Here is a 25,981-nt window from a genome sequence, read left to right on the forward strand (position 1 = left end):
CAACTGTAACTATTTCTTTGTGCAAAAATCTTAATACATAAACAACCAATATGAAAATAATCTTACTAACCACTTTCATCTTTCTGCTTTACCTTTTCCCCGCTAACCTCTACGCTCAGCAAACAGCGAAAATTAATGGAACCGTTCAGGACCATAAACAAACATTACCAGCTGCAACTATTCTATTGTATACTGCACAGGATTCATCTCTGGTTAGCACTGCCATGACCGACCAGGATGGAAAATTCAGTATTACTGCTGCCCCTGCCAGATACTATATTGTATCCTCTTCTATTGGCTATAATAAAGTTAAAACTGCTCCTTTTCAACTCAGTGCAGTTTCAGATTATGAGGTTCCTTCCATTACGTTAAAAGAAAATTCAAAAAACCTTAACCAGGTTAACATTACAGCTGCTAAACCGGTTTTAGAACGCAAAGCCGACAAACTTATTTTCAATGTAGATGCCTCACCGTCTGCAGCTGGCTTAACTGCCCTTGAATTATTAAAAAAAGCGCCTGGAGTTAATGTCGATTATAATGAAAACATCTCGCTTTCAGGTAAAAGTAATGTACTTGTCACTATAGATGGTAAACAGACTTACCTGAGTTCTACAGAAATTGTGAATCTGCTTAAATCTATGCAAAGCAATCAGATAGAGAGTGTGGAAATTATCAATAATCCAGGTTCCAGATATGATGCAAACAGTACAGGTGGTATAATTAACATTAAAACCAAGAAAAGCAAAACTGAAGGGTTTAATGGAAATTTAGCATTAGGTGCAGGGTTTAACAAAAAGCTGGTGTCAAACAACTCAATCAATCTCAACTACCGCAAAAAGGATTTTAACTTATTCGGTTCATACGGCTATAACAGAAATGAACGACTTCAGACACTTTTGATAAACCGGGTAACACCTGGTCAGAATCCATTATATTTTAAACAGAAAAGCATCGATACCTCTCTTTATTCAGCACATGATTTTAAAATCGGAACTGATTTCTTTTTATCAACCAAACATACCATCGGCTTTCTGGTTAAAGGTAATGTCAGCAACTCAGATAAAAAGAGCTTAACCAATGTAAATATTGGTAAATCATTCGAAGTAGCTGATTCAATATTAAAAACGCCGAGTACCAATGTTTCAAATCGCAAAAACTTCTCTTATAATATCAACTATAAAGGCATACTTGATACAGCGGGCCAGGAAATAAGTGTAGATGCTGATTATTCTACCTTTGATGCGACCAATAACGATAATTACTTCAATCGCTTTTATCTGCCAAATGGGAATTTCTTTAAAGATGGTCAGGTTTACAGAAATTTTGCCCCGTCCAATATTGATATCAAAGCGATTAAAGCAGATTACACCCTACCTATAAATAAACAATTCAAACTGGATGCAGGTGTTAAATATGCCAGTGTAAAAAGCGATAACAACTATATATACGAAAATGATATTAACGGAAGCTGGGTTTTTGATAACACCAAGAGTAACCGATTTTTATACGATGAGAAGGTTAGCGCAGCCTATGCAACATTAAATGTCACTCTTGGAAAGACTTCCATACAAGGGGGTTTACGTGCTGAACACACCAATTCAGCCGGTAACTCCATTACAACAAATCAACTGACAGAAAGAAAATACACCAACCTGTTTCCTTCGCTTTTTTTAAGTCAGAACTTTGATGCGGATAATATCTTAAATTTTTCTTATTCAAGAAAGATCAACAGACCAAATTATCAGAATTTAAATCCCTTTATATTTTTCCTCGATCAGTATACTTATAACCAGGGTAACCCAAATCTGAAACCGGAATACTCGACTAATCTGGAAACCAGCTATCTCTATAAACAAAAATATAGTGTTTCATTGGCCTATACACACACTTCTGACGTAATCACTCAGGTATTATTGCAAAATGAGGCCAAAAAATCAATGTACCAGACCATTCTAAATCTTGCCTCTGATGATGTCATATCATTGACGTTAAACTTTCCGGTAACCATTTCCAAATGGTGGAATATGAATAACAATGTACTTGGATATTTCAAGCAGATAAAAGCACCGAACTTAAATGGAGCAGATTTAAATTCCAAACAGTTCAGCGGTAATATTTATTCCCAGAATAATTTCACGATAAACGAACTTTTCAGTGCGGATGCCGGATTCATGTTTAGTACACCACAGATTGATGGCGCTTTTAAAGTGAAAAGCATGTATAATGCAGATGCTGGTCTGCGTTACAATTTCCCAGACAAAACGGGCAATTTAAAATTAGGTGTCAGTGATATATTCCATTCACAAAAAGCAAGAATATACAGCACTTTAGCAGGCAATACTTATAATCTGGAACAATTTGGAAATACAACTAGTGTAAGGTTGACTTTCACCTACCGTTTTGGAAAAATGACCGTTAAATCTGCAAGAAACAGATCAACCGGGCTTGATGATGAACAAAAAAGATTAGGCGGAAAATAAGAATAATTCAAACCAGCTAAATTAGCTAAAAGGCCTGTCTGCAAAAGACAGGCCTTTTTTTATGCTAAAAATTAAAATTCATTCCACAGGGTTATTTTTTAGTTTAAAACAGTTAATTATTCGACTATAATATTAAATTTGTTATGACCTTATTCTTTTTTAAATTAAGCATACATATTATCCAAAACCGTATCTTCCTTATAAAACCGACTAACCTACCATGAAATTATTTTTACCTGCTATTCTTCTTTTTTTATTATACCTCTTCCCTATTAACTTATATGCCCAGCAAACAATTAAAATCAAAGGAATAGTTCAAGACCACAAACAAACTTTACCAGCAGCAACTATCTTATTATACACTGCTTCAGATTCCGTTCTTGTGGCCACTGCCATGACCGATCAGGATGGAAAATTCACCTTTATTGCCGCTATTAACAGATATTATATTGTTTCTTCATCAATTGGTTATAATAAATTCAGAACAGCCGATTTTCAGTTAAGTGGTACTGCCGATTACCAGCTTCCGGACATAATATTAACAGAGAACTCAAAGAATCTGAAAGAAGTCAGTATCACGGCAGCCAAACCAATTTTAGAACGCAGGGCGGGTAAACTTATTTTTAATGTAGATGCCTCTCCCTCTGCAGCAGGGCTTACCGCACTGGAATTATTAAACAAAGCACCAGGTGTTACTATTGATCACAATGAAAACATCTCACTTGCAGGCAAAAGCAATGTACTGGTTACAATTGATGGTAAGCAGACTTATCTGAGTTCAACTGAAGTTATTAATCTGCTCAAGTCCATGCAGAGCAGCGAAATAGAAAGTGTGGAAGTTATCAATAATCCTGGTTCCAGATACGATGCAAACAGCACCGGAGGTATTATCAATATCAAAACAAAAAAGGGTCTCTCAGAAGGATTTAATGGGAATGCCGCATTAAGTGCCGGATTTAATAAATATCTGCTCACCACTAATACAATCAACCTGAATTATCGCCAAAGAAATTTTAATGTATTTGGTTCTTATGGTTATAACAGAACAGAGCAGAAAAGGAAAACAGATATAGACCGGATAACTCCGGGGGCAGATCCTTTATATTTTACACAAAAGAATATAGATCACCCCGTTATCAATGCTCAGAATTTTAAAATCGGTACAGATTTCTTTTTATCTCCAAAACATACCATAGGTTTTCTAGCCAAAGGAACTATCAGTCATTTTGATCAGCAGAGTTCAAGTGATGTAAATATCGGCAAATCTTTTCTGATAACTGATTCTGTAATCAAAACGCCAAGTGCAATTTCAAATGTGCGTAAAAACTTTGCTTATAATATTAATTATAAAGGCATACTCGATACAGCAGGTCAGGAAATAAGTATCGATGCAGACTATTCTACCTTTGATGGCACCAATAACGCAAATTATATTAACCGCTTTTATTTACCCAATGGGGATTTTTTAAAAGACGGGCTGATTTATAGAAGTCTTTCCCCGTCCAATATAGATATAAAAGCAATTAAAGCAGATTATACCCTGCCAATCAATAAAAAAGTTAAGCTGGAAACCGGTATTAAAATCGCTGGTGTAAAAAGTAACAATAATTTCATTTATGAGAATAATGTTAATGGCAGCTGGATTTTTGATGCAACTAAAAGCAATCAGTTTCTATACGACGAAAAAGTGAGTGCCGCCTATGCAACCCTCAATATTACACTGGGGAAACTCAATATCGAAGGAGGATTACGTGCAGAACACACCAATTCTACCGGAAACTCAGTAACAACCAGTCAATTAACAAAAAAAACTTATACCAATTTCTTTCCTTCCCTTTCATTAAGCAGGAATATTGATGCAAACAGTACTTTAAATCTTTCTTATTCCAGAAAAATAAACAGACCAAACTATCAGAATTTAAATCCTTTTGTCTTTTTTCTTGATCAGTACACTTACAACCAGGGTAATCCAAATTTGAAACCAGAATATTCAACTAATGTGGAAGCCAGCTATTTATTCAGAAAGAAATACAGTATATCTTTAGGCTATACCCATATATCAGACGTGATCAGCCAGATCTTATTGCAAAATGAAGAGAAAAAATCAATCTATCAAACCTATCTAAACGTTGCATCACAGGACTTAATTTCTTTTACATTTAGTTTTCCAGTAAAAATAACCAGCTGGTGGAACACTGATAACAGCATTATGAGTTATTACAATCAGCTTAGTGCACCAGAGCTTCAGGGAGCTGATCTCAACACCAAACAAATCAGTGCAGACTTCTATTCACAAAATAACTTCACACTGAGTAAGCTTTTTAGTGCAGATGCGGCAATTATATATAATACCCCGGCGTCGACAGCTGCATTTATGATTAAAAGCAGATTTAGAACAGATGCTGGTCTGCGTTACAATTTTCCTAATAAAATGGGCAATCTGAAACTCACGATAACTGATGTATTCCACACTCAAAACAACACATTATACAGTAATTCACCTGCCAATACTTACAATCTTGAACAATCAACCACCTCGACCAGTGCCAGAATTACTTTCACCTATCGCTTTGGAAAAGCGACTGTAAAATCAGAAAGAAGCAGAACTACGGGGCTGGATACAGAACAAAAAAGACTTTAAATAATTACTTCATCAGACTTTTGATTCCTGTAATTGCAATTTGTAATCCAACGCAGAATATGAGAAAGGCCGAAATCCGGTTAAAGATCATTTCTGCATTGGAACTCAGGTAGTGGATAATATTCTTTGTATTGAGATAAAAAATATAAATCAGCAAACACATCACAACAATAGCAGATAAAACAGCTGCTGTATTTATAAAATAATGCTGTCGGTCTGAAGATTCACTATGCGCACTCAGTGTGAACAGTACAGAGATAGTTCCTGCCCCGGTAGTAACCGGAAAAGTAATAGGATAGAATAATTTATCCTCTATATTGCTATAACCTGATAATTTAGCTTCTGTATCTGCATTTACGCCATTCTGTTTTTTATCAGAAGAAAGATTCTCCCATCCCATTTTGCAGATCATTATCCCCCCGGCCAACTGGACAACAGGAATCGAAAGACCAAATAATTCCAGTATCCATTGCCCTGCAAATAAAGATACAGTACAGATAGAGAAAGCATAGAGCGTAATCCTTCCTACCGCTTTTCTCTTTTCTGCGGAACTCAGTCCGGTAAAAAAAGGACTGATAATGAATGAAGAGCCAATTGGATTCACGACAGGAAACAAGGCAATAATTCCAATAAAAAGGAGATGAAAATAAGAATGATACAGTAAGGGCATTACAAAATATTAAGTTTACAGCAGTAATATCAGTATTTTTCATAAAAATATCATCCTTTTATGATCCGGGCAATTGATATCAGCTTTTGTAAGCTAGCTCGCCATCTGGTTAACCCTGCTCACAGTATTGTAGGATTCAATATAGGCCCTGGGTGATTGCCCGGTTATACTTTTAAAAACACGGTTGAAATTAGTGAGACTATTAAATCCGGCTTTATAAGCTGCCCTGGAGATACAACCAGCATCTTTACCAGAAATCAGACTGTTACAGGCATCATTGATTCTGACACCATTCAGAAATGACACAAAAGTATGTCCTGTATGTTTTTTGAAATAACGACAAAAAGCCTGAGGAGTCATATAGGCTGCATTTGAGATATCCTCCAAAGCAATCTGCGTACTATAATTACGCATGATAAAATTGAGGATATTACTTAACCTTATGCCTTCATTTTCAGAAATGTCTGAAGAATAAATTTCAGAACAAAGGGGCTCTATACCAGCATTCATCTTTTGAACCTGATTGAGCAGCATAATCAGATGGAGTAAGACATCTGTGCCACTGGCCCTGTGAATTTCCAGTATTCTGGGATAAATATCCTGCGTATAGAGATGAGATATTTTAAATCCATGTTTGTTATTCCTTAAAAAGGATCCCAGGGTTTTCATTTCCGGAAGATGAAATAATGAGCCCAGAATCCCGTCAGGATTAAAATAAAGTGAACAGGCCTTAATAATTTTATGTTCATCCCCTATAAAATACTCGGGATTACTTTTAAATAAATGTGGCAGGTTTCCACCTATCAGGAACACATCCCCCGGCCGGAATGAAAGCATATTATTTCCAGCAATCAATGTTCCTTCACCCTCCTCTACCCAGGTAATCTGCCATTCATCATGACGATGCAGATACTGATAAAAATGAGGTAATTCAATTTGCTCAGAAATAACACTTTTATCATCCGGAACAAGTAATGTAAATGGAAGCACTTTCATATCAGCAGTATTTTGGGTTTTAGAGAAGTTATCCTTAATATACCAATATTAACCACTAACATCCAAAATAAGATACAATCAGGTTAAAATACGGTCAAAGCCGGCTAATTTATGCTATAAATCTGACCGGCTTTTACCTGGATGGAGAAAATGCACGAATATCGATAGCTGTCGGCTGTTCATTGATCAGCTGGCTTACCAGCACTCCTGTAGCAGGTCCAAGGCTCAGCCCCATCATCCCATGCCCGGTAGCCACAATCAGGTTTTTTCGCTTTGCACTGCGGCCGATATAAGGTAAACCATCAGGCGAAGACGGGCGAAAGCCAAACCAGATATCCTTATCCGCAGGAAGAGCAGGTTTGAGTTCCGGAAAATAATCAGGAATTGCTTCTAATATCCCCTGCACTCTTTGTTTATTAATTCTTGCGTTGATCTTATCTAACTCCATTGTACCACTGTATCTTATACTCCCATTCATTGGGGTAACGGCTACACGAGCTTCACAAAGTAATGCCGGAATGGTCATACGCCCTGCTGGTTCCTGTTCCATAAACGAATATCCCTTCCCAGGCATTACAGATACCTTTATATCCATCATTTTTGCAATTTCAGGAGACCATGAACCCGCTGCCAGGACAAACTGGTCAGCCTTCCATTCTTTTCCACCTGCAAAGACACCTGTTATTTTATGTTCAGCGGAACTAATCCGGGTAACTTCATGATTACGCATAATGACTACGCCCTGTTTTTCCAGATAGCCAGTTAAAGCATTCATGAGTTTTGAAGGATACAGATGTCCGTCACAGCGGTAATGAACAGCACCCAATACATCCAGTTCGAGGCCGGGTTGAAGTTTTGCTGCAGCAGCTGCATCAAGAACTTTCATATCCAGTCCTAATTCTATACCTTTTTCAGCAATATGTATCTCCTCTTCTGCTGTTTTCTCCGTTTTGTAAAAGGCCAGTATGCCATTATTTTTCAGTTCAAACTCAAAACCAGGCTCATTGGTCAGCTCTTCATAATACTTTTTACTGAGCAGGGATAAGTCCCTTAACGGGACCATAGACCGGGATACATGGTTCTCATTGGCATGTTTTAAAAATTTCAGTCCCCAGCCAATGAGATTCATATCCAGCGATGGTCTGACATAAAAAGGGCTCTTGCTGTTAAACATCCACCTGATTCCCTGTTGAATCATACCCGGAGATGCCAGTGGTATAAAGTGACTTGGTACAATCATTCCTGCATTACCAAAAGAACAGTTACTGGTTATATCACCCTTATCCAGAATAGTTATCTGATGACCTTGTTTGCTAAGATAATAGGCAGAACTCAGCCCGATAATCCCTCCGCCTATAATTATAATATGAGACATTTATACTTTAAAATTAGATTTAAATGAAATGATTAAATAACTTGAAAACCACGCGCATATGGATCGTCATCATCAATCTTAATGGTATTGTAACCATATACTTTTGCCCAGCCTTCGACGCTCGGTATAATAGCCTTTAAACCTGCAACCTCAACCTCTTCTTCTATCTTCCCGGTAAATTTGCTGCCAATAAAACTTTCATGAATAAAAGGCTGTCCGGTTACTAACATTCCTTTAGCATGCCACTGCGCCATACGCGCTGAAGTACCAGTTCCGCACGGAGAACGATCTATTGCTTTATCCCCATAAAAAACAGCATTCCTGGCAGTTGAATCCGCATCTATTGTTGCGCCGGCCCAAAGAATATGGCTGCATCCGTTAATTGTAGGATCAAGTGGATGAACAAATTTATACAGCCCGTTAATTCGTTTCCGGATAACCTGACTCCATCCGATCAGTTGCCCTGCAGTATAGTTTTCCAGTCCCGGAAAGTTTGGCTGCGGATCTATAATGGCATAAAAATTACCTCCATAAGCTACATCAAAAACAATCGGCCCCAGATCTGGACAATCTACTTCAAGATTTGCCGCAGCCAGATAAGAAGGTACATTACGAAGCTTAACTGAACTCACCCGGTTGCCTTCCTGTTTGTATTCAATCAGAACCAGTCCTGCGGGAGCTTCCATTCTTACTATCCCTGGTATACGGGGTTTAATCAACCCCTCTTCTATGGCAATAGTTATCGTTCCAATTGTCCCGTGCCCGCACATGGGTAAACAGCCACTTGTTTCAATAAATAAAACAGCTACATCATTTGCCGGATCATGTGGAGGATAAAGAATACTTCCCGACATCATATCATGACCTCTGGGTTCAAACATCAGCCCTGTTCTGATCCAGTCATATTCTTTAAGAAAATGCTGACGTTTAGCACTCATATTGATTCCTTCCAGTAAAGGGCCGCCACCGGCTACCAGTCTGACCGGATTACCGCAGGTATGTGCATCTACACAAAAAAATGTTTTACTTCCCATTATGCCTTAGTCATGTTTTGATTTATCAACCTATAAATTCCAAGTGGATTACCATCTTTTAACGCATCCGGCAAAAGTGATGGTTTCCAGTCCTGCCACGCCACAGGTCTGGCAAAACGATAAATAGCTCCCGTACCTACAGAGGTGAATCTGCTATCATTAGTAGCCGGATATGGCCCCCCGTGCTGCATTGCCGCACAGACCTCTACACCAGTTGGCATACCATTGAGAATCAGCCTTCCGGTTTTATCTGAAAGTTTAGCCAGTAAATCAGTATGAAAAGAAATTTCCTGCTCTTCAGCCAGTAAAGTTACAGTGAGCTGCCCTTCAAGCTGACCAGTAATCGCCTCAATCTCATTCATATCTTCAGCAATGACCAGCAGGGAATACGGCCCAAATATTTCAGTTTTCAACTTTTCTGAATTCAAAAACTGTTTTGCCGGCACTGTAAATACCTTTGCAACTGATTGATGCTGAAATCTGTTTTCTATAGAAACAGATTCGGCTAAAAGAACAGTTTCTTCTTCCGTCAAAATTTCTGCAGTAAGTTTTTGATAACTGGCATGTATAGCAGGCGTAAGCATCGTAGCTGAAGGAGTTGTTGCAATCGCCATGGCCAGGCTTTCCTTAAAGATTTCCAGTTCTGGTGAGCGGACAGCTATTAATAAACCAGGATTTGTACAAAACTGCCCGGCACCAAGAGTAATGGAGCCCGCACATTTTTTTGCAAGTTCATCTGGTCTGTTCTTTATAGCCTCCGGAAACAAAATCACCGGATTAATACTTCCCATTTCAGCAAATACAGGTATCGGATGATTACGTTGTCCGGCAAGCGTAATTAATGCAGTTCCACCCTTAAGTGATCCTGTAAATGTTACGGCCTTTGTTTTTGGATGTTTAACCAGATACTCACCAATGGTATAACCATCGTCATACAGCAGAGAAAAAACACCTTTTGGAACTCCCGATTTAAGAACAGCATTGATTATGGCAGCTCCAACCAGCGCGCTGGTACCTAAATGAGCAGGATGGGCTTTAACGATGACCGGACATCCGGCTGCCAGCGCAGAAACTGTATCTCCTCCAGCTACAGAAAATGCCAGTGGAAAATTACTGGCACCAAAAACCACAACCGGTCCCAGCGGAACCAGCATACGTCTGATATCCGGTCTTGGCAAAGGCTGTCTTTCGGGCATAGCCGTGTCTATAACTGCATCCACCCAGGAGCCTTCTTCCACCAGGTCTGCAAATAACCGCAGCTGTCCGGTCGTTCTGCCCAGTTCACCTTGTAAACGGGCTTCCGGAAGTCCGCTTTCTTTGCTGGCTCTGTCAATGAGTACACTGCTGATCGCTGAAATTTCATCAGCTATCAGCCTTAAAAATTTAGCTTTTAAAGTATTATTAATCAGTTTATAGCTATGAAAAGCAGTTTCGGCAGCTGTTAATGCCTGATCAGCATCAGTTATTCCGGCTTTATAGAAATCTCCTTGGAGGAACACCCCGGCAGCAGGATCAAGCGCTTTAAAAGACCCTTCGTTTGTTTCTGCATATTGTGAGCAGATGATATTTTCCCCCTTCATCTTCACTCCTTATTTACCCCAGCTACCAGCCGGCAATTGTGGACGATTAGCTAAAGCATCATTGATGATTTTAAGCACCCTTTCTCTTTCCTCACCTTTTAATGGCAAACGCGGAGCTCTGACTGTTTCTGTTCCTATACCCGTTGCAGTTTCTGCAAGTTTAATATATTGAACCAGTTTGGGATGAATATCCAGTTCCAGAACAGGCAGGAACCAGCGATAAATTGCCAGTGCTTCTGCAATTCTGTCTTGTTTGACTAATCTGTAAATTGCAACGGTTTCTTTAGGGAAAGCATCCACAAGGCCAGCAACCCAGCCATGAGCGCCCATAACCAGGCTCTCCATGGCCAACGGGTCCACACCTGTAAAAATCTTAAACCGTTCTCCAAAACGGTTAAACATTCGCGTAATATTAGAAATATCCCGGGTTGATTCTTTGACTGCCTGTATATTACTGTAGCCAGCTAAAACCTCAAACATGTCCAGCGTAACTTCTATTTTGTAATCTACCGGATTATTATAAATCATAATAGGCAGCGGAGTGCTTTCTGCTACAGCCTTAAAAAAGGCTAAAGTCTCTTCCTGATCTGCATTGTAGCGCATTGGGGGTAATAACATCAGCGCATTTGCCCCAAGTTCTTCTGCTTTTTTAGCAGCTGCAACAGCCTTTTTAGTCGTTGGTTCTGCAATATTTAACAGTACAGGAACCCGGCCATTCACCACTTTAAGTGTATGTGATAATAAGTCAGATTTCTCCTCATCAGTCAACACACTTGCTTCCCCCAAAGAACCTCCTAAAATAATTCCTTCAGCTCCGGCTGTCAGTTGTGCTTCCAGATTAATATCAAATGTTGTAAAATCCAATTGATCATCTGCGGTGAATTTAGTAGTTACAGCCGGGAATACCCCACTCCAGTTAATGCTCATAAATAATGTTTTTTGGTTTTGGTTCTTGATTAATAGTAACTCTTAGTTTAAATTATATTCAAATTTAGACTATAGCTCTACTAACAACTGACCGGATATTAACCAATACAAACAGTAAATATGCCTGTTACTTCACTCCCCTTTTCTGCACCGTATCCCGAAAATCAAAACTGAAATCTATATTCGGAGAGATTCCTTTCATCCTGATATTTTACACCTTATTTTAAATTCAAAAAGTCTTTTAATCAAATTAATAAACGGGTAACTATTTTGCCGCTGCTTTCATTCTCTGCAATTTCTCTTCCGTATGCGGAGAGTATTTAATATCAGGATCTTCAACCAGTGCTTTATCAAGAATCCCTTTATAGTGAGAAAACGCCCTGAAACCGGCTTCCCCATGATAATTACCTAAACCACTTGCGCCAACCCCTCCAAATGGAAGATTACCATTGGCTATATGCATGATGGCTTCATTTACACAACCTCCACCAAAAGAAATTTCTCCCAGTACCTTTTTCTTTACATTTTCATCTTGTGTGAACAGATACAAAGCAAGAGGTTTTGGTCTGTCTTTGATTTCTTTAATCACCTTATCCAGATCTTCAAACGTCATTACTGCCATAATTGGCCCGAATATTTCATCCTTCATGACCTTATCATCCCAGGTTACCTGATGCAAAACCGTAGGTTCAATAAAACGGGCATCAATATCATAATTACCTCCGGTATAAATCTTCGCCGGATTAATCAAACCAGACACCCGATCCGTATTGCGTTCATTAATGATTCTGACAAAATTGCCATTCTCCAGCTTATAGTCAGCCTTTTTAATCTCTTCAGCTACTTTCTGCAGAAATTTCTCTTCTATACTTTGATGCACATAAACGTAATCAGGAGAAATACAGGTTTGACCGGAGTTGAGATATTTTGCCCAGACCAGTCTCCTGACTGATATATCAAGATCACAATCAGGCATTATAATTACCGGGCTTTTCCCTCCAAGTTCCAATACTACCGGAGTCAGGTTTTTAGCTGCTGCCTGATAAATTATTTTCCCGACAGGCACACTACCGGTAAAAAAGATAATATCAAATTTCTGGTCCAGTAAAGCCGTAGTTTCTGCTATTCCGCCTTCTACCACATGAAAATATTGCTCCTCAAAATTCTCATTAACCAGTTTCGCCATAACTGCACTGCAATTTGCAGTCAGTTCACTGGGTTTGAGAATTACCGTACATCCGGCAGCAATTGCCGCAACAACCGGTGCCAGTGAAAGCTGATAAGGATAATTCCAGGGACCAATGACCAGACTTACCCCTAATGGTTCGGGAATCAGATAACTGGTAGCAGGTTCGTTTCTGGAATTGGTAGCTACCGGTTTCACTGCTGCCCATTGCTCAAGATCTCTTACAGCAACCTTTATTTCTTCAAACACAGCTGCAAACTCTGTCTGAAAAGTTTCAAATGGCGACTTTCCATAATCCCTGTAAATAGCTTCTTCTAATAAACGCTCGTTAGATTCCAATAAAGCATATAACTTATTTAACTGTCCGATTCTGAAACTTACAGATTTTGTCACGTTGGTATTAAAGTAATCCAACTGAGTTTTCACTAGTTTTTCCATAGCTATGATGAATTAATTCAGCTAAACGGAATTTCTGTCCCGGCTGATATAGATTTAATAGAAATTTACAACAAATTGTTTTAAAATAAAGAAGCCGCCCCCTGATACAGAGACGGCTTCTTTTAAGCTGATTGGTGCTATTTTAATTTTGAATGGTAGTCGTATTTCCTCCTCTTCCTTTAGCATTAAAAGCTCTGAGTTTAATCGCTCCTTTTTCTTTAACCGGTCCGGTATATAAACGATCCTTCACCGAAGGTTCTTTTCCGTTAGTGGTATAATAAATATTAAATCCAGGGAATTCAGTATTAGCTGATATAGTGCCATCTGTGATTTTTACACCTACCGGAGGTATCCTGTAATTCCAGTTTCCTTCATCCAATTTAGGGAACTCAATCAGTCCGACTCTTGTTATAAAATCAGCATAACTTTGCTGATAAGCTGTTTCTGATTTGACTTTATCTTTTTCTCTTGCCCATTCCGGATCTTTTGCCCATGCTCTTTCAGCTAAACCAATCAGTCTTGGCAGCAGCATAAACTCCAGTAATTCCGGATTTCTGATCTTTTCTGACCATAAAGCAGCTTTCAAACCTAATATATTGGATTTACCATAATCCGTTAAACGGTCCTTTCCGATAAACAGCGATTTGGAAATGGCTTCTCCTTTTCTATTCTCGGACGCATTTTTATAATAATCATAAGGAATAAAAGAAAATAACTTTTCCATATTCACAAACCCGGCCCAGTAATGTCCCGGTTCTGTTAAGGAACGATTATAGGCCATATCCAGATAAAAATTACTCGAACAGGTTAATACCACTTTATATCCGCCATTAGCCAGGCGGTAAGGTAAATCTTCTGAACCACCACCTATCACGTTATTCCAGACATCAAGCTGTACAGGATCATTAGCAAATAAAGGATTTGGAACCATTAATTTATTTCCATCCAGATAGGTTTTCATCATTCCGAATTCTTCCCACCCTGAAAGAATAATCCCTTTAGGTTTCAACAATCCCTGTAGTTTTGCAATGTAGTAACTCCATAAATCATCTGTAGAAGTCATTTTCTCCTGCTTAACCAGCTGAAGACTTACCGGCGATTTTTCCCAGACACCCTGTGGTACTTCATCACCTCCAAAATGTATAGTCGTTAACGGAACACCAGCTGCACGATACATATCCTGCAAACTTTCAGTAATCTTATTCAGGAAAGTATAAACCGAAGGTAAGGCTACACAAACCACATTATCATTCCAGTATTGTGCTGAACTGTAGACAGAGCGGTCGTTGATATCCCTCAACAGGTATTTCTCTGCTTCATCACGCATACCTTTGGCCATAAACCTGCTGTACCGTGCATCCATTGCCTTTATAGCAGCTCTCGCATGTCCGGGAGTTTCAATTTCAGGTATTACCTGTATATGTCTTTTTGCTGCATATTTTAAGATTTCTATAAAATCTGAAGTACTGTAAAATGCTTTATTCAACACTTCGGTAGTATCCGGACCAGAACTGTAAGTTGGCTGAAGTGACTTCTCATGGGTTAAGGTATGGCCTCTTTTTGCGCCTATTTCTGTGAGCTCAGGAAGTTCCGGGATAGCAATTCTCCAGGCTTCATCATCCGTGATATGAAAATGGAATACATTTAACTTATAAAAAGCCATCAGATCCAGTATACGCAGTACTTCTTCTTTCGAATGAAAATTACGTGCTACATCAAGCATCAAGCCTCTGTACTTAAAACGGGGGGCATCCTTTACAGCTACACAGGAAACAAGAAAAGCCTTTCCTCCTTTAACCGGACTATTAGCCATCATTAATGACTTCAGGGATTGCAGGCCATAAAAAATGCCCTGTGCATTACTGGCTGAAATCCTGATTGAAGCCGGAGTAATTTCCAGTTGATATTCATCTGCCGGCAAATCTGCTTTGGCCAGGCTAATACTTTTATCTTTCGCCGTACCCAAAGAAACTGCCGGTCTGAATTTAAACAGCTTCAACAACTCATCTGATAAATAATCAGCTTCATTTCTGAAATCCGGGTCAGTGACAATCGCAGTAGCCTGACTTACAGCAAAAGCACCGGTATGCGCTTCATAAAATACAGGTGTTGGCAGCAGTTTGACCAGTTTATTTTTCTCTGCCGGAGTAAATTTGCTGTTCCTGTTATAGGTATCCAGTGGAGAAACAACGTTCTTAATATATTTTTCTACCGGTTCAACCTGATAATGGTCTATTTTAATTCCTTTGTCCGGCATATGATCCCAAACCAGGTATAAACCACCGGGAGCATCGGCAAAATTGACAATTTCATCATTGGCGGGGATATCAAGTACTACGGAATCGCCTTTCTGGATAGCTTTAAAGTCTTTACCAGGCCGGATTCGAAACAAATCTCCATTAACCTGTTCTACGATGATCTGGCCACTGGTCTTTAATTCCAGATCCTTCATAGAATTGAAATAAAGACTCCAGTTAGCTGCCGGAAATTGCTGTGCTGATCTGTTCAAAAAAGTAAGCAGTGAAAGCGATTGTTTTTTACCAGCGGACTGGTTTTCTTTGAATGTCCATTTGACATAGAGATCCTTTACAGGATAAGAGTTCTCTCCTTTTTGTGCTGTTGCAACCAGCGGAAAAAGGAAAGCCAGGAGTAAACATTTTTTAAATTTCATTTGATTATTTGGTTTGGGGAACTAAAAACAAACAATAACAGGAAAAATTCATTTCTGAGCTGTATTGTCATTTTCGAAATGAGGGTTAATTATGAAACATTTATTATCTGTTTATAAATTTATTATTTAAATACTGATAATCTAATTAAATGATTGAAAATTTTCAGTCCCATAACATCTGCGTTATACAAAGGCATTGTTCCATGATTATTGCAGATAATTTTATAAATTGCAATCATAAAAACAATTATAAACTAATGAAAAAATCTGTTTTGACTCTGTGTATGCTTTTGGGAATGATTATTTTTGCCAAAGCGCAAAAAGCACCCCCAACTGCATCAGAAATGGCTACTAAAAGTATAGAAGCTATGGATAAAAAGTTAAAATTAAACTCAACCCAGAAGAACATCATCTATAATTATACACTTGATTTATGCAAGGAACAGGTTGCACTGTCTAAAAAACAGCAGACCGGAATGTATAATGAAGATGATATTTCCAAGTTCTACAGAATGCAGAATGAAACCACAAAAAATATAAGAAATATTTTAAAAGGTGAACAGCAAACTCAGTATGACCAGTATATTGAAGAAATGCTGCGTGGTGGAGACAAGAAAAAGAAAAAAGGAAAACATGCGAAAGACGAAGAAGAAGTAGTAACCGGAATTGACGGTTTAAAACTACCTCCGCCAGCCAACCCTTAAACTACTTCAGGTCTCTGACGCAACGAAAACCAATATGATTAGAGGCAGATCTGTAATCGCCCTTGCCTCTGGTTCCTACCATATAACGGGTACAGTATTGTTCGGTACATAAAAAAGACCCTCCACGCTGTACCTTCTTTTTCATTCCTGGTTCTTCAGGATCATAGGATTCCGAAGGTCCGCCCGGGTTTTCTGACACAGGATGTTTAGCCAGGGACTGATAATAATCTGTACGATACCAGTCATTACACCATTCCCAAACATTACCGGCCATATCATATAAACCATACCCGTTAGCCGGGAAACTTTTAACAGGAGCTATTCCCGTATAACCATCGGCAGCGGTATTTTTACCCGGAAACTCACCCTCAAATATATTAGCCATCCACTTACCATCTGGTTTTAACTCATTTCCCCAGGCATAAAGATTACCTGACAAACCTCCTCTGGCTGCATATTCCCACTCGGCTTCTGTAGGTAAACGTTTACCAGCCCATTTTGCATAAGCGGCAGCATCTTCCCAGCAAACCTGTACTACAGGATAATTATTTTTGCCATCGATACTACTTTTTACTCCTTCCGGATGTTTCCAGCTGGCCCCTTTCAGATAAGACCACCACTGTAAATAATTATCTAAAGAAACTGATTCTTTTGGTGGAGTAAAAACAAGTGACCCTGCTACTAAATTCTCCGGATCAGCATCAGGAAACTCTTCTTTGGTTGGTCGCTGTTCAGCGACAGTTATATAACCTGTTGCCTTAACAAAGGCTGCAAACTGTTTGTTCGTTACCGGAGTTATATCCATATAAAAAGACTTTACACGAACCCGGTGAACTGGTCTGGCATCATTCATCTGTTCATGTCCGCCTCCGTCCATTCCAACGGGATTTACACCACCCATACTAAACTCTCCCCCACTAATATATTTCATTCCGGCCTGCTCTTTTATTCCAGAGGAAACCGGTTTATCAAAAACAGTTTTCCGGAATTCTTTTCCGCCTCCCTGCATAAATAATGAGCTGTCAGATCGGCTAAAACCCGAGGGTCTGCACATCGCAGCCCCGTTTTCAGGAAAAGTCTTTATACTGACCAGAGAAACACTTTCAACAGGCCTGTCCTGAGACGCCGGAAGTTGATTGTCTTTCTTGTTTTTACAGGAATACAGCACCACAAAAAACAGTAAACAAATCCATTTAAATCTCATTTTACTATTACCTGAAAATCGTTTCACAGTCATTGATATACAATTATTAGTCCCGGCAGCATTTTGTTTCAGCTGCCACTGCAAGATAATTCTTATTTTTTTTTTAAAAGAGAGCCGCCTGCTTTAAATTTCAGGACGGCTCTCCGGATTATTTAAAGAAGGCTCAGCCTCTGCCTGAAGATTTCAATTTTTCAATGGCGTAAACCAATGTATCAATTTCTGCACAGGTATTGTAGAACGCAAGTGAAGGTCTGACCGTAGCTTCAACCCCAAATCTTCTGAGTATAGGCTGTGCGCAATGATGTCCGGAACGAACTGCAATTCCTTCCCGGCTTAAAGCTTCACCAACCTGACCGGTAGTAAATCCATCCAGCACAAAAGATAGTACACTGGTTTTATCTCTGGCTGTGCCGATTGGTCTGAGGCCAGGAATACGGGCCAGCTTCTGACTGGCATATTCCAGCAGGTAATGCTCGTACTGATAAATATGGTCAATCCCTATTTTCTGTACATAGTCAATAGCGGCACCCAGACCTACTGCATCAGCAATATTACCTGTTCCTGCTTCAAAACGTGCCGGAGCTTTATGAAACTGAGTATGTTCAAAAGTGACATCCTGAATCATATTACCACCACCCTGATAAGGCTGCGTACTATTCAGTAAATCTTCTTTCCCATACAAAACTCCAATGCCGGTAGGCCCAAAAACTTTATGACCGGAAAAAACGAACCAGTCTGCATCCAGGTCCTGAACATCTGTACGGATATGAGAAACTGACTGCGCGCCATCGGCCAGCACCTTTGCTCCGGCAGCATGTGCCATGTCCACAATCTGTTTAGCCGGAGTAATCGTACCCAGTGCATTTGAGACTAAGGTGAAAGAAACCAGTTTCGTTCTGGGATTAAGCAGCCTGGCATATTCATCCAGTAATATCTGTCCATCATCATCAACAGGAATTACCCTGATCTTCAGTCCTTTTTTCTGCGCAAGCAACTGCCAGGGCACAATATTGGCATGATGCTCCAGGTGGGTCAGAATGATTTCATCACCCTGCTGCAGGAACTCATCTCCCCAGCTGCTGGCAACCAGATTAATTGCTTCAGTAGTTCCACGAACAAACACAATTTCATTAGGAGAACGGGCATTGATAAAACGCTGAACTTTTTGCCTTGCCCCTTCATAAGCATCTGTTGACCGGGCAGCCAGTTCATGTGCAGCACGATGAATGTTCGAATTCTCATGTTCATAAAAGTAATTCAACCTTTCAATTACCTGTTTGGGTTTCTGTGTAGTGGCTGCATTATCAAGCCAGATTAATGGTTTACCATTGACCTGTTCAGCAAGTATAGGAAAATCATTCCTGACCAGATTCACATTAAATGCCGGATATGATTTCCCGGAAACAATTCCATTGCCGTAACGGGAAACCTGATGTTCATTTAATTCTCCTCCTTTATTCAAGAACTGGATTCCGGAAGAAAAATAATAGGAACTCTCGTTTAAAACCCCGGAAGGATTAAAAGGTAACTGAGCAGACGGACTATAAACACTAACGGAGGCCAGTGCCCGCTGTAATTCTTTCTCATAAGGCTGATCTGACTCAAATGGTAAAGAAAACAAGGAAGCCCTGTCAAGTGGATTCCAGGGTTGCTCATGACGACCAGGATTACCCGAAGATCCAATCTGTGCAGTCGATGCCGGAACATGGCCAAGACCTAATCCATTAGCATCCGGCAGACTGGTTTGAGGATCAGAAAGATCAATGGCATTTCCCTGATAAATTGCGGAAGGCGAATGACTGAAATGTTCTTTCTGCAGCTGACTGTTTTCATGCGAAAGAATGTCCGGAGCAGGCAAAACTGCTGCACTATGGGTTCCCGGTAATGCAGAAAAATATGCATTCGCCAGCTGTTCTAAGGCATGCACATCTGGTAACCCATGTGGATTAGTAGTTGCATTACTCATAGCTTAATATTTATATACGTGATACTTATTAATTTCTACTTCTTCCAGTACTGCAATAGCATCATCAGACAAAACAGCCAGTGAGCAGTATAATGAAACCAGGTAGGATGCAATCGCTTTCTCATTAATTCCCATAAACCGGACTGATAATCCTGGTGATTGTTCTCCCGGAAGATCAGGCTGATAAAGACCAACCACTCCCTGACGGCTTTCCCCGGTACGGATCAGCAATATTTTGGACTTATTATTTTCAACCGGCACTTTATCTGAAGGAATAAGCGGAATACCTCTCCAGGTAATAAACTGTGAGCCAAACAGCGATACAGTTGGTGGCGGAACTCCTCTGCGGGTACATTCACGGCCAAATGCAGCAATAGCCAGCGGATGAAGCAGGAAAAACCCCGGTTCTTTCCATACTTTGGTAATCAGTTCATCCAGATCGTCAGGAGTTGGGGCACCACTGCGGGTAACGATTCTCTGCGAAGGAACAATACTATGCAGCAAACCATATTCTTTATTATTGATCAGTTCACTTTCCTGTCTTTCTTTAATAGCCTCAATAGTTAACCTGAGCTGTTCACTAATCTGATTATATGGTTTACTATATAAATCTGAAACCCTGGTATGAACATCCAGTACCGTATTTACTGCGCTCAGCAGATATTCACGGGGTTGTTCTACATAATCAACAAAAGTATTCGGTAATACACGTTCATCTCTGTTGGAGCAATCTACATCTACCGACTCTCCTTCTTTCACTTTATTGACCCTGTAAATACCCGATTCTACCGGGTTCCAGCTTAACAAATGCGGTAACCATCTCGGCGTAATCCAGGGTGCCTGAGGTACGGTACGGGTAGCAATCGCCAACGGCCTTGCTGCAACATCATTTAACGCGGTCTGTTGTGTGTTTTTAACTTGTCCTGCCATGTTTTATATAATTAACGGTTTAAAATTTTCAAAAATTCAGGCTATTGTCTGCTTAATTTTCTGATTAAAGCATACAGCAGACAACCAGCACAAAAAGCAAAAACAGATTCCAGAAAAGAGAAGAGCATTAATAGGATGAATAAAAAGAAAGCAAAATTTGAATAACCGGCCCACAGCAAGCCAAGGGCGATAAAACTCAGCACCATGCCTATTTTAGCAGCGAAACGTTTTGGTGCACGATCTGTTGGCTGATAACTGACCGAAAGAATTTTCACTGCCAGACCGCTTAATAAATTAAGTGGACTAAATTGTCCTCTGTTGACCGCTCTTAAAGTAAAATCTATCAGCAAAAACAGAATAATCCACCAGTAACCGGTTAATAAATAAAGTGCTGTACTTAAAAATACCCATCCGGCAGTAAACCTGACCTGATTTTCATTTATTGTAACAAAATCAACCGGGCACTGGTCTGGTGTAATCATCTGTTTGATACGCTTCATAAAATCAAATATAAAAACATAATCTACTAAATTAGTAGATTATTTAAATAAAGATAATAATCGTTAAATTACTGCTCCCCTATAGGACTATAAGCTATCCCAGAAACAGGAAAGCAGGGTATTCAGACTATCATTTTCCTATAATTTTGGAAGCAGCGGAATTAAAGAAGCGAGGGAAAGATCAAACAGTTCAGCCAGTGAACAAAACAGGATAAAATCAACAAACAAGAGCCTAAAAAAGCCGGTTAATATGCATATTAACCGGCTTTTTTAGGCTCTTGTTTATTATTTAATCAATTCCGAAGCTCTTTCTGCTTTTCGTATTTTTCCAGTTGTGTTTTCAGTTTAGATACTTCTTCTTTCAGCTGACGGTTTTCCAGATAGAAATAGATGGCAAAACCCAGAAATACTTTTCCAAGAATAAACACACCTATAAACAGCCATCTCCATATTTTATGCACACGCATATGACTGGATGAGGCATCAACTTCAATAAACTGGCCGCTTTTACGATGGTTACCCCCTTTTCGGTTTGGTGATCTTCTTATTGGCATGGCGTCATAATCAGGCGTTTCTGCCAGTTCATTAAGCCTGTCTTCAATTTTTAGCCAGGTATCAGGAGGAGGAGTAATCGCCATATGTTCTGCTATGCGTTCCATATCTATCTCCAGATGCAGCAATGCATCCTGTATTTGCGGATGTTTTGCCTTAAGGTATAAAAGTTCCCTGGTTTCCGCTTCTGAGGCTGAGCCCAATACATACGCTTCCAGTATTCCGCTTTCTATGTATTCGTTAATTTTCACAACTACTCCTCATTATTGTGAAAGCCTCTTTTAAAGTCTTCCGGGTTGATTCTTCTGTTTTATTTAATTCTTTTGAAATGGCTTCAATTGATTTGCCGTAGTAATAAACGCCGTAAAATATATGATGTTGTTCTGCTGTAAACTGATCGGGAAATTTATCCGCTGCAACGGATCTTATCGCCTCCTGTATTTGGGGGCTTTCATCCGGAACACCGGATTCAAGGAGCAGGTTTAATCTACTTTTTGCAAATCTTTGCAACTGACACCAACTGTTTGTATCGTCCCAATTTATTTCATTAAACTTTTGTGAGATATCACAGAATATTTTCACCATGTATTCTTCGGCTAAATTCCGATCTTTTACAATCTCAAAAATATAGCCCAGAAGCATGCTTGCATGTTTGTCGTAAAGGTGTCGTATGCTGGCACGCCTATTCTCTAATAATACCAGTGGTTCAGTTTTAAGCATAATATGTTCTTCATTAAGGTGTGTTCATTGATATATGAGCTGGCACCTAATGGGATTCCGTTTTATAAAATCTAATTTATGTAAAAATTAGTTGAATTAAAGAAATATATCTCTTTAAAATAGAATAATTTCAAAAATAAATTTGGCAGCACTGAATATACGCGCCCAATCACAATTAAACGCCTGTTTACAAATTACCAGAAGCAATTTTCTTTCCTAAATCGTTAAAAAAATTACCTTTCACAACCTCTTGTCAACAAGAAATGACTCAAAATCAGCCCTAAAAAAGGCCGGATTTAGTGTCGGATTCAAAAATATGCGGTTTTTAGTCCTCAAACGCATTTTTTCTGGCTAATTGAATATTTCAGGCTCTGAAAGATCAGACAAAGCGATTTTAGCTTTTTTCAGCCCCCAGAAACATGTATAATCCGGCAGATCCGGAGCTCAGAAACTGAGACAAAAAGAGCTCATGGGAATATTTTATAGCAATCAGGAATATCCGGCGGTTTTAATCATTATAAATAGCCTCATCAATATTTGCATTTTATAATTTTAAATGCTTTTAGCAAAAAAGAAACACATTTAACTCCAAAAATATTTCACATAAATAGAACAAGTATATACCTTTGTATCACACAGATACCTCTAAATTATGATAGATTTATGTTAGTAAAACATAGCACATATGAGTCATGGAGTGATGCCCAATTAATCGCATCAATGACTGCTGGGGATAAAGCTGCTTTCGATGAAATTTACGAAAGATATTGGAAGAAACTCTACAATGAGAGCTTCAAAAGATTAAGAAATATGGAACAGGTGGAAGAACTTGTTCAGTCTGTTTTTGTCGATCTCTGGACAAAGAAGGAAAGGAAAAATATTCAGAATATTTATGCTTATCTGGTAACAGCAGTTCGCTATCAGGTATACATGTTATATAAAAAAGGTCAGACTCTCCCCCAGTTCGAAGAACCACTGGAACATATGGCTGTATCATACAGCGGTGCCGATTCTTTACTGAATGAAAAGGAAATAAGAAATTACATTGCTGTATGGCTGGCTCTGCAACCTGAAAAAAGGGGTGAAATATTTAGAATGAAGTTTATGGATGAGTGCACCACAAAAGAGATCAGTATAAAACTGGGTATAAGTCAAAAAACGGTTCAGAATCAAATCATTACAAGCCATGCCAGTCTGAGACAATTTTTAGAGAAAATAATGGTTCTGCTTTCGGTAATGTAATCCCCATCCGGCCATCCGGAATTTCTCAGTTCCACCTTAAAATCAGCTTCTTTTACTCCTGTGACGGTTATACCGCCCGGGATTTTTTTTGCCTGGAAAAACAGCTGATCTGACAGTGATCTGCAACACAACTGTACCCATCCGCTTCACCTGCACAACTACTCCATCGTGAGTCCACCTTTTTGAGGGAAAAGGTGGACTCAACGTGGACTCACTGTGGACTCGGCGTGGAGTCAGACACTTGTTAACCTCAACTTGAATACTAAGTAAAATATGCTATTTTCGGCCCTTACTAAAAAGGAGATATGATTACAGCGTTTTTAAGAAATTTTAATGTATTAACAGACACCGAGATCAATGATTTTCTATCAATGGGAACTATCAGGCAGCTGCAGAAAGGAGACTTCTTTATCAGCGAAGGAAAATTCTGTAAAGAAGTGGCTTTTATCAGAAGTGGCATATTACGTTCTTTTTTCAGTCCTGAATCCGGAGAAGAAATTACCTATTGTATTACCTTTCCGGGCTCACTAATGACAGCATACTCTGCTTTTATCACCTCCCTTCCTACTTTAGAAAATATACAGGCAATTAGCGCGTGTGAGCTGCTGGTTATACAAAAAAATGATATAGACAAGTTAACAAAGTCCAGTATGAACTGGGTTAAGTTCTTCAAGATCATTGCAGAGCAGCAATATATTGAATTAGAGAAACGTCTGTTCCTTTTTCAAAAAGAAAAGGCGAAAAAGAGATACATGGATCTGCTGGAAAATCAACCTGCTTATGTCCGGCAAATCCCATTGCAGTATCTTGCTTCTTATCTGGGCATCACTCCCAGACACCTGAGCCGGCTTAGAAAAGAGATTATTTTTTAGACAAATGTCCGGTAGTTAGCGTAACCTGCCCGATACCTTTGTCCTGATTATAAAATAAAGGACAAAATGAAGAAGAATATTCTGATCATAAACGGACATCCCAACAAAGAAAGCTTTAATTATGCACTGACCGGAGCATATCAGGAAGGGGCTTTAAAAACCGGTGCACAAGTAGAAGTCATTCATATTGGAGAGCTTAGCTTTAATCCCAACTTACAATTTGGCTATACCCAAAGGATGGAATTAGAACCTGATCTGCTCGCCAGTATGGAAAAGATCAAAAAGGCCGATCACCTGGTCTGGATACATCCGGTATGGTGGGGAGGTTTACCAGCAGTGATGAAGGGCTTTATTGACCGTCTGTTTTTACCGGGCCTTACTTATCAGTACAGAGAAAATTCCATCTGGTGGGACAAATTACTTAAAGGAAAAACAGCCAGGATTATCACAACTTTAGATCAGCCAGGCTGGTATTACCGCCTGTTTTACGGGCGTCCAAGTGTCAATCAGTTAAAAACAAGCACACTGGAATTCTGTGGAGTCAAGCCTGTTGCAATTACTTATATCGGAGTTATTAAAACTTCAGAAGCTAAACAAAGGGAGCTTTGGTTAGCTAAAGTCCGTCAGCTGGGCCAGAAACACAAATAAATCCGAATTACAAACCCCTGTTTTTATTGAATTATGCCAAGAATTAAAGTTAAACGCCGTGCTTTAACAGTAGATATGACGGCTATGACCGATGTTTCCTTTCTGTTGCTTACATTTTTTATCTTAACTGCTGTAGCCAAACAGCCTGATCCGCTGGATGTAAAAGTACCTTCATCCACCTTTAAATTAAAGGTGCCGGATAAAGATATAGCCATACTGACCATCGGTAAAGGAAAAGTGTTTTTTGAAGCAGCCGGACAGGATATTAAGATTTCAATGCTGGAGAAAATCGGAGAACAATATCAGATTGATTTCAGCCCTGAAGAGAAAAAAAGGTTTAGTGTAATCAGTTCCTTTGGGGTTCCGGTACAGAGTTTAAAAAAGTTTATCAGCATGGATCCGGCTAAAAGAAAAGTATCCGGACTGGAAACCGGCATTCCGGCCGACTCCGTTAACAACCAATTAGCAGACTGGGTGCTTCATTCCAGAAAAGCTGTTGCAGAATTACATGCTACGGCCATGAGAGTAAGTATTAAGGGCGATGCTGGCGAAGCATATCCGGCAATTAAAAAGATTGTAGACATTTTGCAGAAACAGAAAATCAATAAATTCAGCTTATTGACCACATCTGAGTAAAAATTACCA

Annotated in this window: 21 protein-coding genes; 7 read left to right on the top strand and 14 right to left on the bottom strand. The window is 39.4% G+C overall.

The window, feature by feature from the left end; genetic code table 11:
• Positions 1–50 precede the first annotated feature (50 nt).
• Positions 51–2,480 carry a TonB-dependent receptor domain-containing protein gene (locus PL_RS03350; protein ID WP_052496087.1) on the top strand — a complete coding sequence of 810 codons (2,430 nt, stop codon included), beginning with the start codon at positions 51–53 and terminating at the stop codon, positions 2,478–2,480.
• A 220-nt stretch (positions 2,481–2,700) separates the two neighbouring features.
• Entirely contained in the window at positions 2,701–5,121 is a 2,421-nt protein-coding gene (locus tag PL_RS03355; RefSeq protein WP_348620994.1) for a TonB-dependent receptor domain-containing protein, read from the top strand.
• Positions 5,122–5,125: 4 nt separating this feature from the next.
• Here PL_RS03355 and PL_RS03360 read toward each other — a convergent pair whose 3' ends face one another.
• The 8 genes from PL_RS03360 to PL_RS03395 all read right to left on the bottom strand — a co-directional run bounded on the left by PL_RS03360 (position 5,126) and on the right by PL_RS03395 (position 15,998).
• Positions 5,126–5,791, bottom strand: coding sequence for a MarC family protein (locus PL_RS03360; RefSeq protein ID WP_041878830.1), 666 nt, complete (start codon positions 5,789–5,791; stop codon positions 5,126–5,128).
• A gap of 93 nt (positions 5,792–5,884) precedes the next feature.
• On the bottom strand, positions 5,885–6,787 hold the full coding sequence (locus tag PL_RS03365; protein ID WP_041878831.1) for an AraC family transcriptional regulator: 903 nt from the start codon (positions 6,785–6,787) through the stop codon (positions 5,885–5,887).
• A 133-nt stretch (positions 6,788–6,920) separates the two neighbouring features.
• On the bottom strand, positions 6,921–8,162 hold the full coding sequence (locus PL_RS03370; RefSeq protein ID WP_041878833.1) for an NAD(P)/FAD-dependent oxidoreductase: 1,242 nt from the start codon (positions 8,160–8,162) through the stop codon (positions 6,921–6,923).
• A 32-nt stretch (positions 8,163–8,194) separates the two neighbouring features.
• Positions 8,195–9,196, bottom strand: a complete 1,002-nt coding sequence (locus PL_RS03375) for a 4-hydroxyproline epimerase (RefSeq protein ID WP_041878834.1) — start codon at positions 9,194–9,196, stop codon at positions 8,195–8,197.
• Positions 9,196–10,776, bottom strand: coding sequence for an aldehyde dehydrogenase (NADP(+)) (locus PL_RS03380; protein ID WP_041878837.1), 1,581 nt, complete (start codon positions 10,774–10,776; stop codon positions 9,196–9,198). The genes PL_RS03375 and PL_RS03380 overlap by 1 nt, the downstream gene beginning before the upstream one ends.
• A gap of 9 nt (positions 10,777–10,785) precedes the next feature.
• Complete coding sequence (locus PL_RS03385) at positions 10,786–11,703, bottom strand: dihydrodipicolinate synthase family protein (RefSeq protein WP_041878839.1); 918 nt, start codon at positions 11,701–11,703, stop codon at positions 10,786–10,788.
• A 265-nt stretch (positions 11,704–11,968) separates the two neighbouring features.
• Positions 11,969–13,327, bottom strand: a complete 1,359-nt coding sequence (locus tag PL_RS03390; RefSeq protein ID WP_041878841.1) for an aldehyde dehydrogenase — start codon at positions 13,325–13,327, stop codon at positions 11,969–11,971.
• A gap of 142 nt (positions 13,328–13,469) precedes the next feature.
• Complete coding sequence (locus PL_RS03395; protein WP_041878844.1) at positions 13,470–15,998, bottom strand: family 20 glycosylhydrolase; 2,529 nt, start codon at positions 15,996–15,998, stop codon at positions 13,470–13,472.
• 257 nt (positions 15,999–16,255) lie between these two features.
• On the opposite strand from PL_RS03395, the gene PL_RS03400 reads away from it, so the two are divergent.
• Complete coding sequence (locus PL_RS03400; RefSeq protein ID WP_041878893.1) at positions 16,256–16,702, top strand: hypothetical protein; 447 nt, start codon at positions 16,256–16,258, stop codon at positions 16,700–16,702.
• Between the two features lies 1 nt (position 16,703).
• Here PL_RS03400 and PL_RS03405 read toward each other — a convergent pair whose 3' ends face one another.
• The 6 genes from PL_RS03405 to PL_RS03430 form a co-directional block, all read right to left on the bottom strand.
• Positions 16,704–17,939 carry a formylglycine-generating enzyme family protein gene (locus PL_RS03405; protein WP_235324445.1) on the bottom strand — a complete coding sequence of 412 codons (1,236 nt, stop codon included), beginning with the start codon at positions 17,937–17,939 and terminating at the stop codon, positions 16,704–16,706.
• 130 nt (positions 17,940–18,069) lie between these two features.
• Positions 18,070–19,872: a family 2A encapsulin nanocompartment cargo protein cysteine desulfurase gene (locus PL_RS03410; RefSeq protein WP_041878847.1), complete on the bottom strand. Its 1,803-nt coding sequence runs from the start codon at positions 19,870–19,872 to the stop codon at positions 18,070–18,072.
• Between the two features lie 3 nt (positions 19,873–19,875).
• Entirely contained in the window at positions 19,876–20,802 is a 927-nt protein-coding gene (locus PL_RS03415) for a family 2A encapsulin nanocompartment shell protein (RefSeq protein WP_041878850.1), read from the bottom strand.
• A gap of 41 nt (positions 20,803–20,843) precedes the next feature.
• On the bottom strand, positions 20,844–21,302 hold the full coding sequence (locus PL_RS03420) for a DUF4395 domain-containing protein (RefSeq protein ID WP_041878853.1): 459 nt from the start codon (positions 21,300–21,302) through the stop codon (positions 20,844–20,846).
• A 293-nt stretch (positions 21,303–21,595) separates the two neighbouring features.
• Entirely contained in the window at positions 21,596–22,105 is a 510-nt protein-coding gene (locus PL_RS03425) for a hypothetical protein (RefSeq protein ID WP_041885835.1), read from the bottom strand.
• Positions 22,095–22,574, bottom strand: a complete 480-nt coding sequence (locus PL_RS03430) for an RNA polymerase sigma factor (RefSeq protein ID WP_152620383.1) — start codon at positions 22,572–22,574, stop codon at positions 22,095–22,097. Before PL_RS03430 ends, PL_RS03425 begins: the two co-directional genes overlap by 11 nt.
• Before the next feature lie 663 nt (positions 22,575–23,237).
• Here PL_RS03430 and PL_RS03435 point away from each other — a divergent pair.
• The 4 genes from PL_RS03435 (at position 23,238) to PL_RS03450 (ending at position 25,972) form a co-directional block, all read left to right on the top strand.
• Positions 23,238–23,816, top strand: coding sequence for an RNA polymerase sigma factor (locus PL_RS03435; RefSeq protein WP_052496550.1), 579 nt, complete (start codon positions 23,238–23,240; stop codon positions 23,814–23,816).
• A 305-nt stretch (positions 23,817–24,121) separates the two neighbouring features.
• Positions 24,122–24,688: a Crp/Fnr family transcriptional regulator gene (locus PL_RS03440; protein ID WP_041885839.1), complete on the top strand. Its 567-nt coding sequence runs from the start codon at positions 24,122–24,124 to the stop codon at positions 24,686–24,688.
• 66 nt (positions 24,689–24,754) lie between these two features.
• Positions 24,755–25,336: an NAD(P)H-dependent oxidoreductase gene (locus PL_RS03445; protein ID WP_041885842.1), complete on the top strand. Its 582-nt coding sequence runs from the start codon at positions 24,755–24,757 to the stop codon at positions 25,334–25,336.
• Between the two features lie 33 nt (positions 25,337–25,369).
• Complete coding sequence (locus PL_RS03450) at positions 25,370–25,972, top strand: ExbD/TolR family protein (RefSeq protein ID WP_041885843.1); 603 nt, start codon at positions 25,370–25,372, stop codon at positions 25,970–25,972.
• The last annotated feature ends 9 nt before the right edge of the window (positions 25,973–25,981 follow it).

This window comes from Pedobacter lusitanus (genome assembly GCF_040026395.1).
GTDB classification, from domain to species: domain Bacteria; phylum Bacteroidota; class Bacteroidia; order Sphingobacteriales; family Sphingobacteriaceae; genus Pedobacter; species Pedobacter lusitanus.

Coding starts and splice junctions, on each gene's coding strand:
- PL_RS03430 (WP_152620383.1), bottom strand. CDS start 22,574: ATGCTTAAAACTGAACCACTGGTATTATTAGAGAATAGGCGTGCCAGC.
- PL_RS03450 (WP_041885843.1), top strand. CDS start 25,370: ATGCCAAGAATTAAAGTTAAACGCCGTGCTTTAACAGTAGATATGACG.
- PL_RS03380 (WP_041878837.1), bottom strand. CDS start 10,776: ATGAAGGGGGAAAATATCATCTGCTCACAATATGCAGAAACAAACGAA.
- PL_RS03445 (WP_041885842.1), top strand. CDS start 24,755: ATGAAGAAGAATATTCTGATCATAAACGGACATCCCAACAAAGAAAGC.
- PL_RS03410 (WP_041878847.1), bottom strand. CDS start 19,872: ATGAGTAATGCAACTACTAATCCACATGGGTTACCAGATGTGCATGCC.
- PL_RS03370 (WP_041878833.1), bottom strand. CDS start 8,162: ATGTCTCATATTATAATTATAGGCGGAGGGATTATCGGGCTGAGTTCT.
- PL_RS03435 (WP_052496550.1), top strand. CDS start 23,238: ATGTTAGTAAAACATAGCACATATGAGTCATGGAGTGATGCCCAATTA.
- PL_RS03395 (WP_041878844.1), bottom strand. CDS start 15,998: ATGAAATTTAAAAAATGTTTACTCCTGGCTTTCCTTTTTCCGCTGGTT.
- PL_RS03355 (WP_348620994.1), top strand. CDS start 2,701: ATGAAATTATTTTTACCTGCTATTCTTCTTTTTTTATTATACCTCTTC.
- PL_RS03405 (WP_235324445.1), bottom strand. CDS start 17,939: ATGACTGTGAAACGATTTTCAGGTAATAGTAAAATGAGATTTAAATGG.
- PL_RS03415 (WP_041878850.1), bottom strand. CDS start 20,802: ATGGCAGGACAAGTTAAAAACACACAACAGACCGCGTTAAATGATGTT.
- PL_RS03365 (WP_041878831.1), bottom strand. CDS start 6,787: ATGAAAGTGCTTCCATTTACATTACTTGTTCCGGATGATAAAAGTGTT.
- PL_RS03360 (WP_041878830.1), bottom strand. CDS start 5,791: ATGCCCTTACTGTATCATTCTTATTTTCATCTCCTTTTTATTGGAATT.
- PL_RS03350 (WP_052496087.1), top strand. CDS start 51: ATGAAAATAATCTTACTAACCACTTTCATCTTTCTGCTTTACCTTTTC.
- PL_RS03390 (WP_041878841.1), bottom strand. CDS start 13,327: ATGGAAAAACTAGTGAAAACTCAGTTGGATTACTTTAATACCAACGTG.
- PL_RS03420 (WP_041878853.1), bottom strand. CDS start 21,302: ATGAAGCGTATCAAACAGATGATTACACCAGACCAGTGCCCGGTTGAT.
- PL_RS03385 (WP_041878839.1), bottom strand. CDS start 11,703: ATGAGCATTAACTGGAGTGGGGTATTCCCGGCTGTAACTACTAAATTC.
- PL_RS03375 (WP_041878834.1), bottom strand. CDS start 9,196: ATGGGAAGTAAAACATTTTTTTGTGTAGATGCACATACCTGCGGTAAT.
- PL_RS03400 (WP_041878893.1), top strand. CDS start 16,256: ATGAAAAAATCTGTTTTGACTCTGTGTATGCTTTTGGGAATGATTATT.
- PL_RS03440 (WP_041885839.1), top strand. CDS start 24,122: ATGATTACAGCGTTTTTAAGAAATTTTAATGTATTAACAGACACCGAG.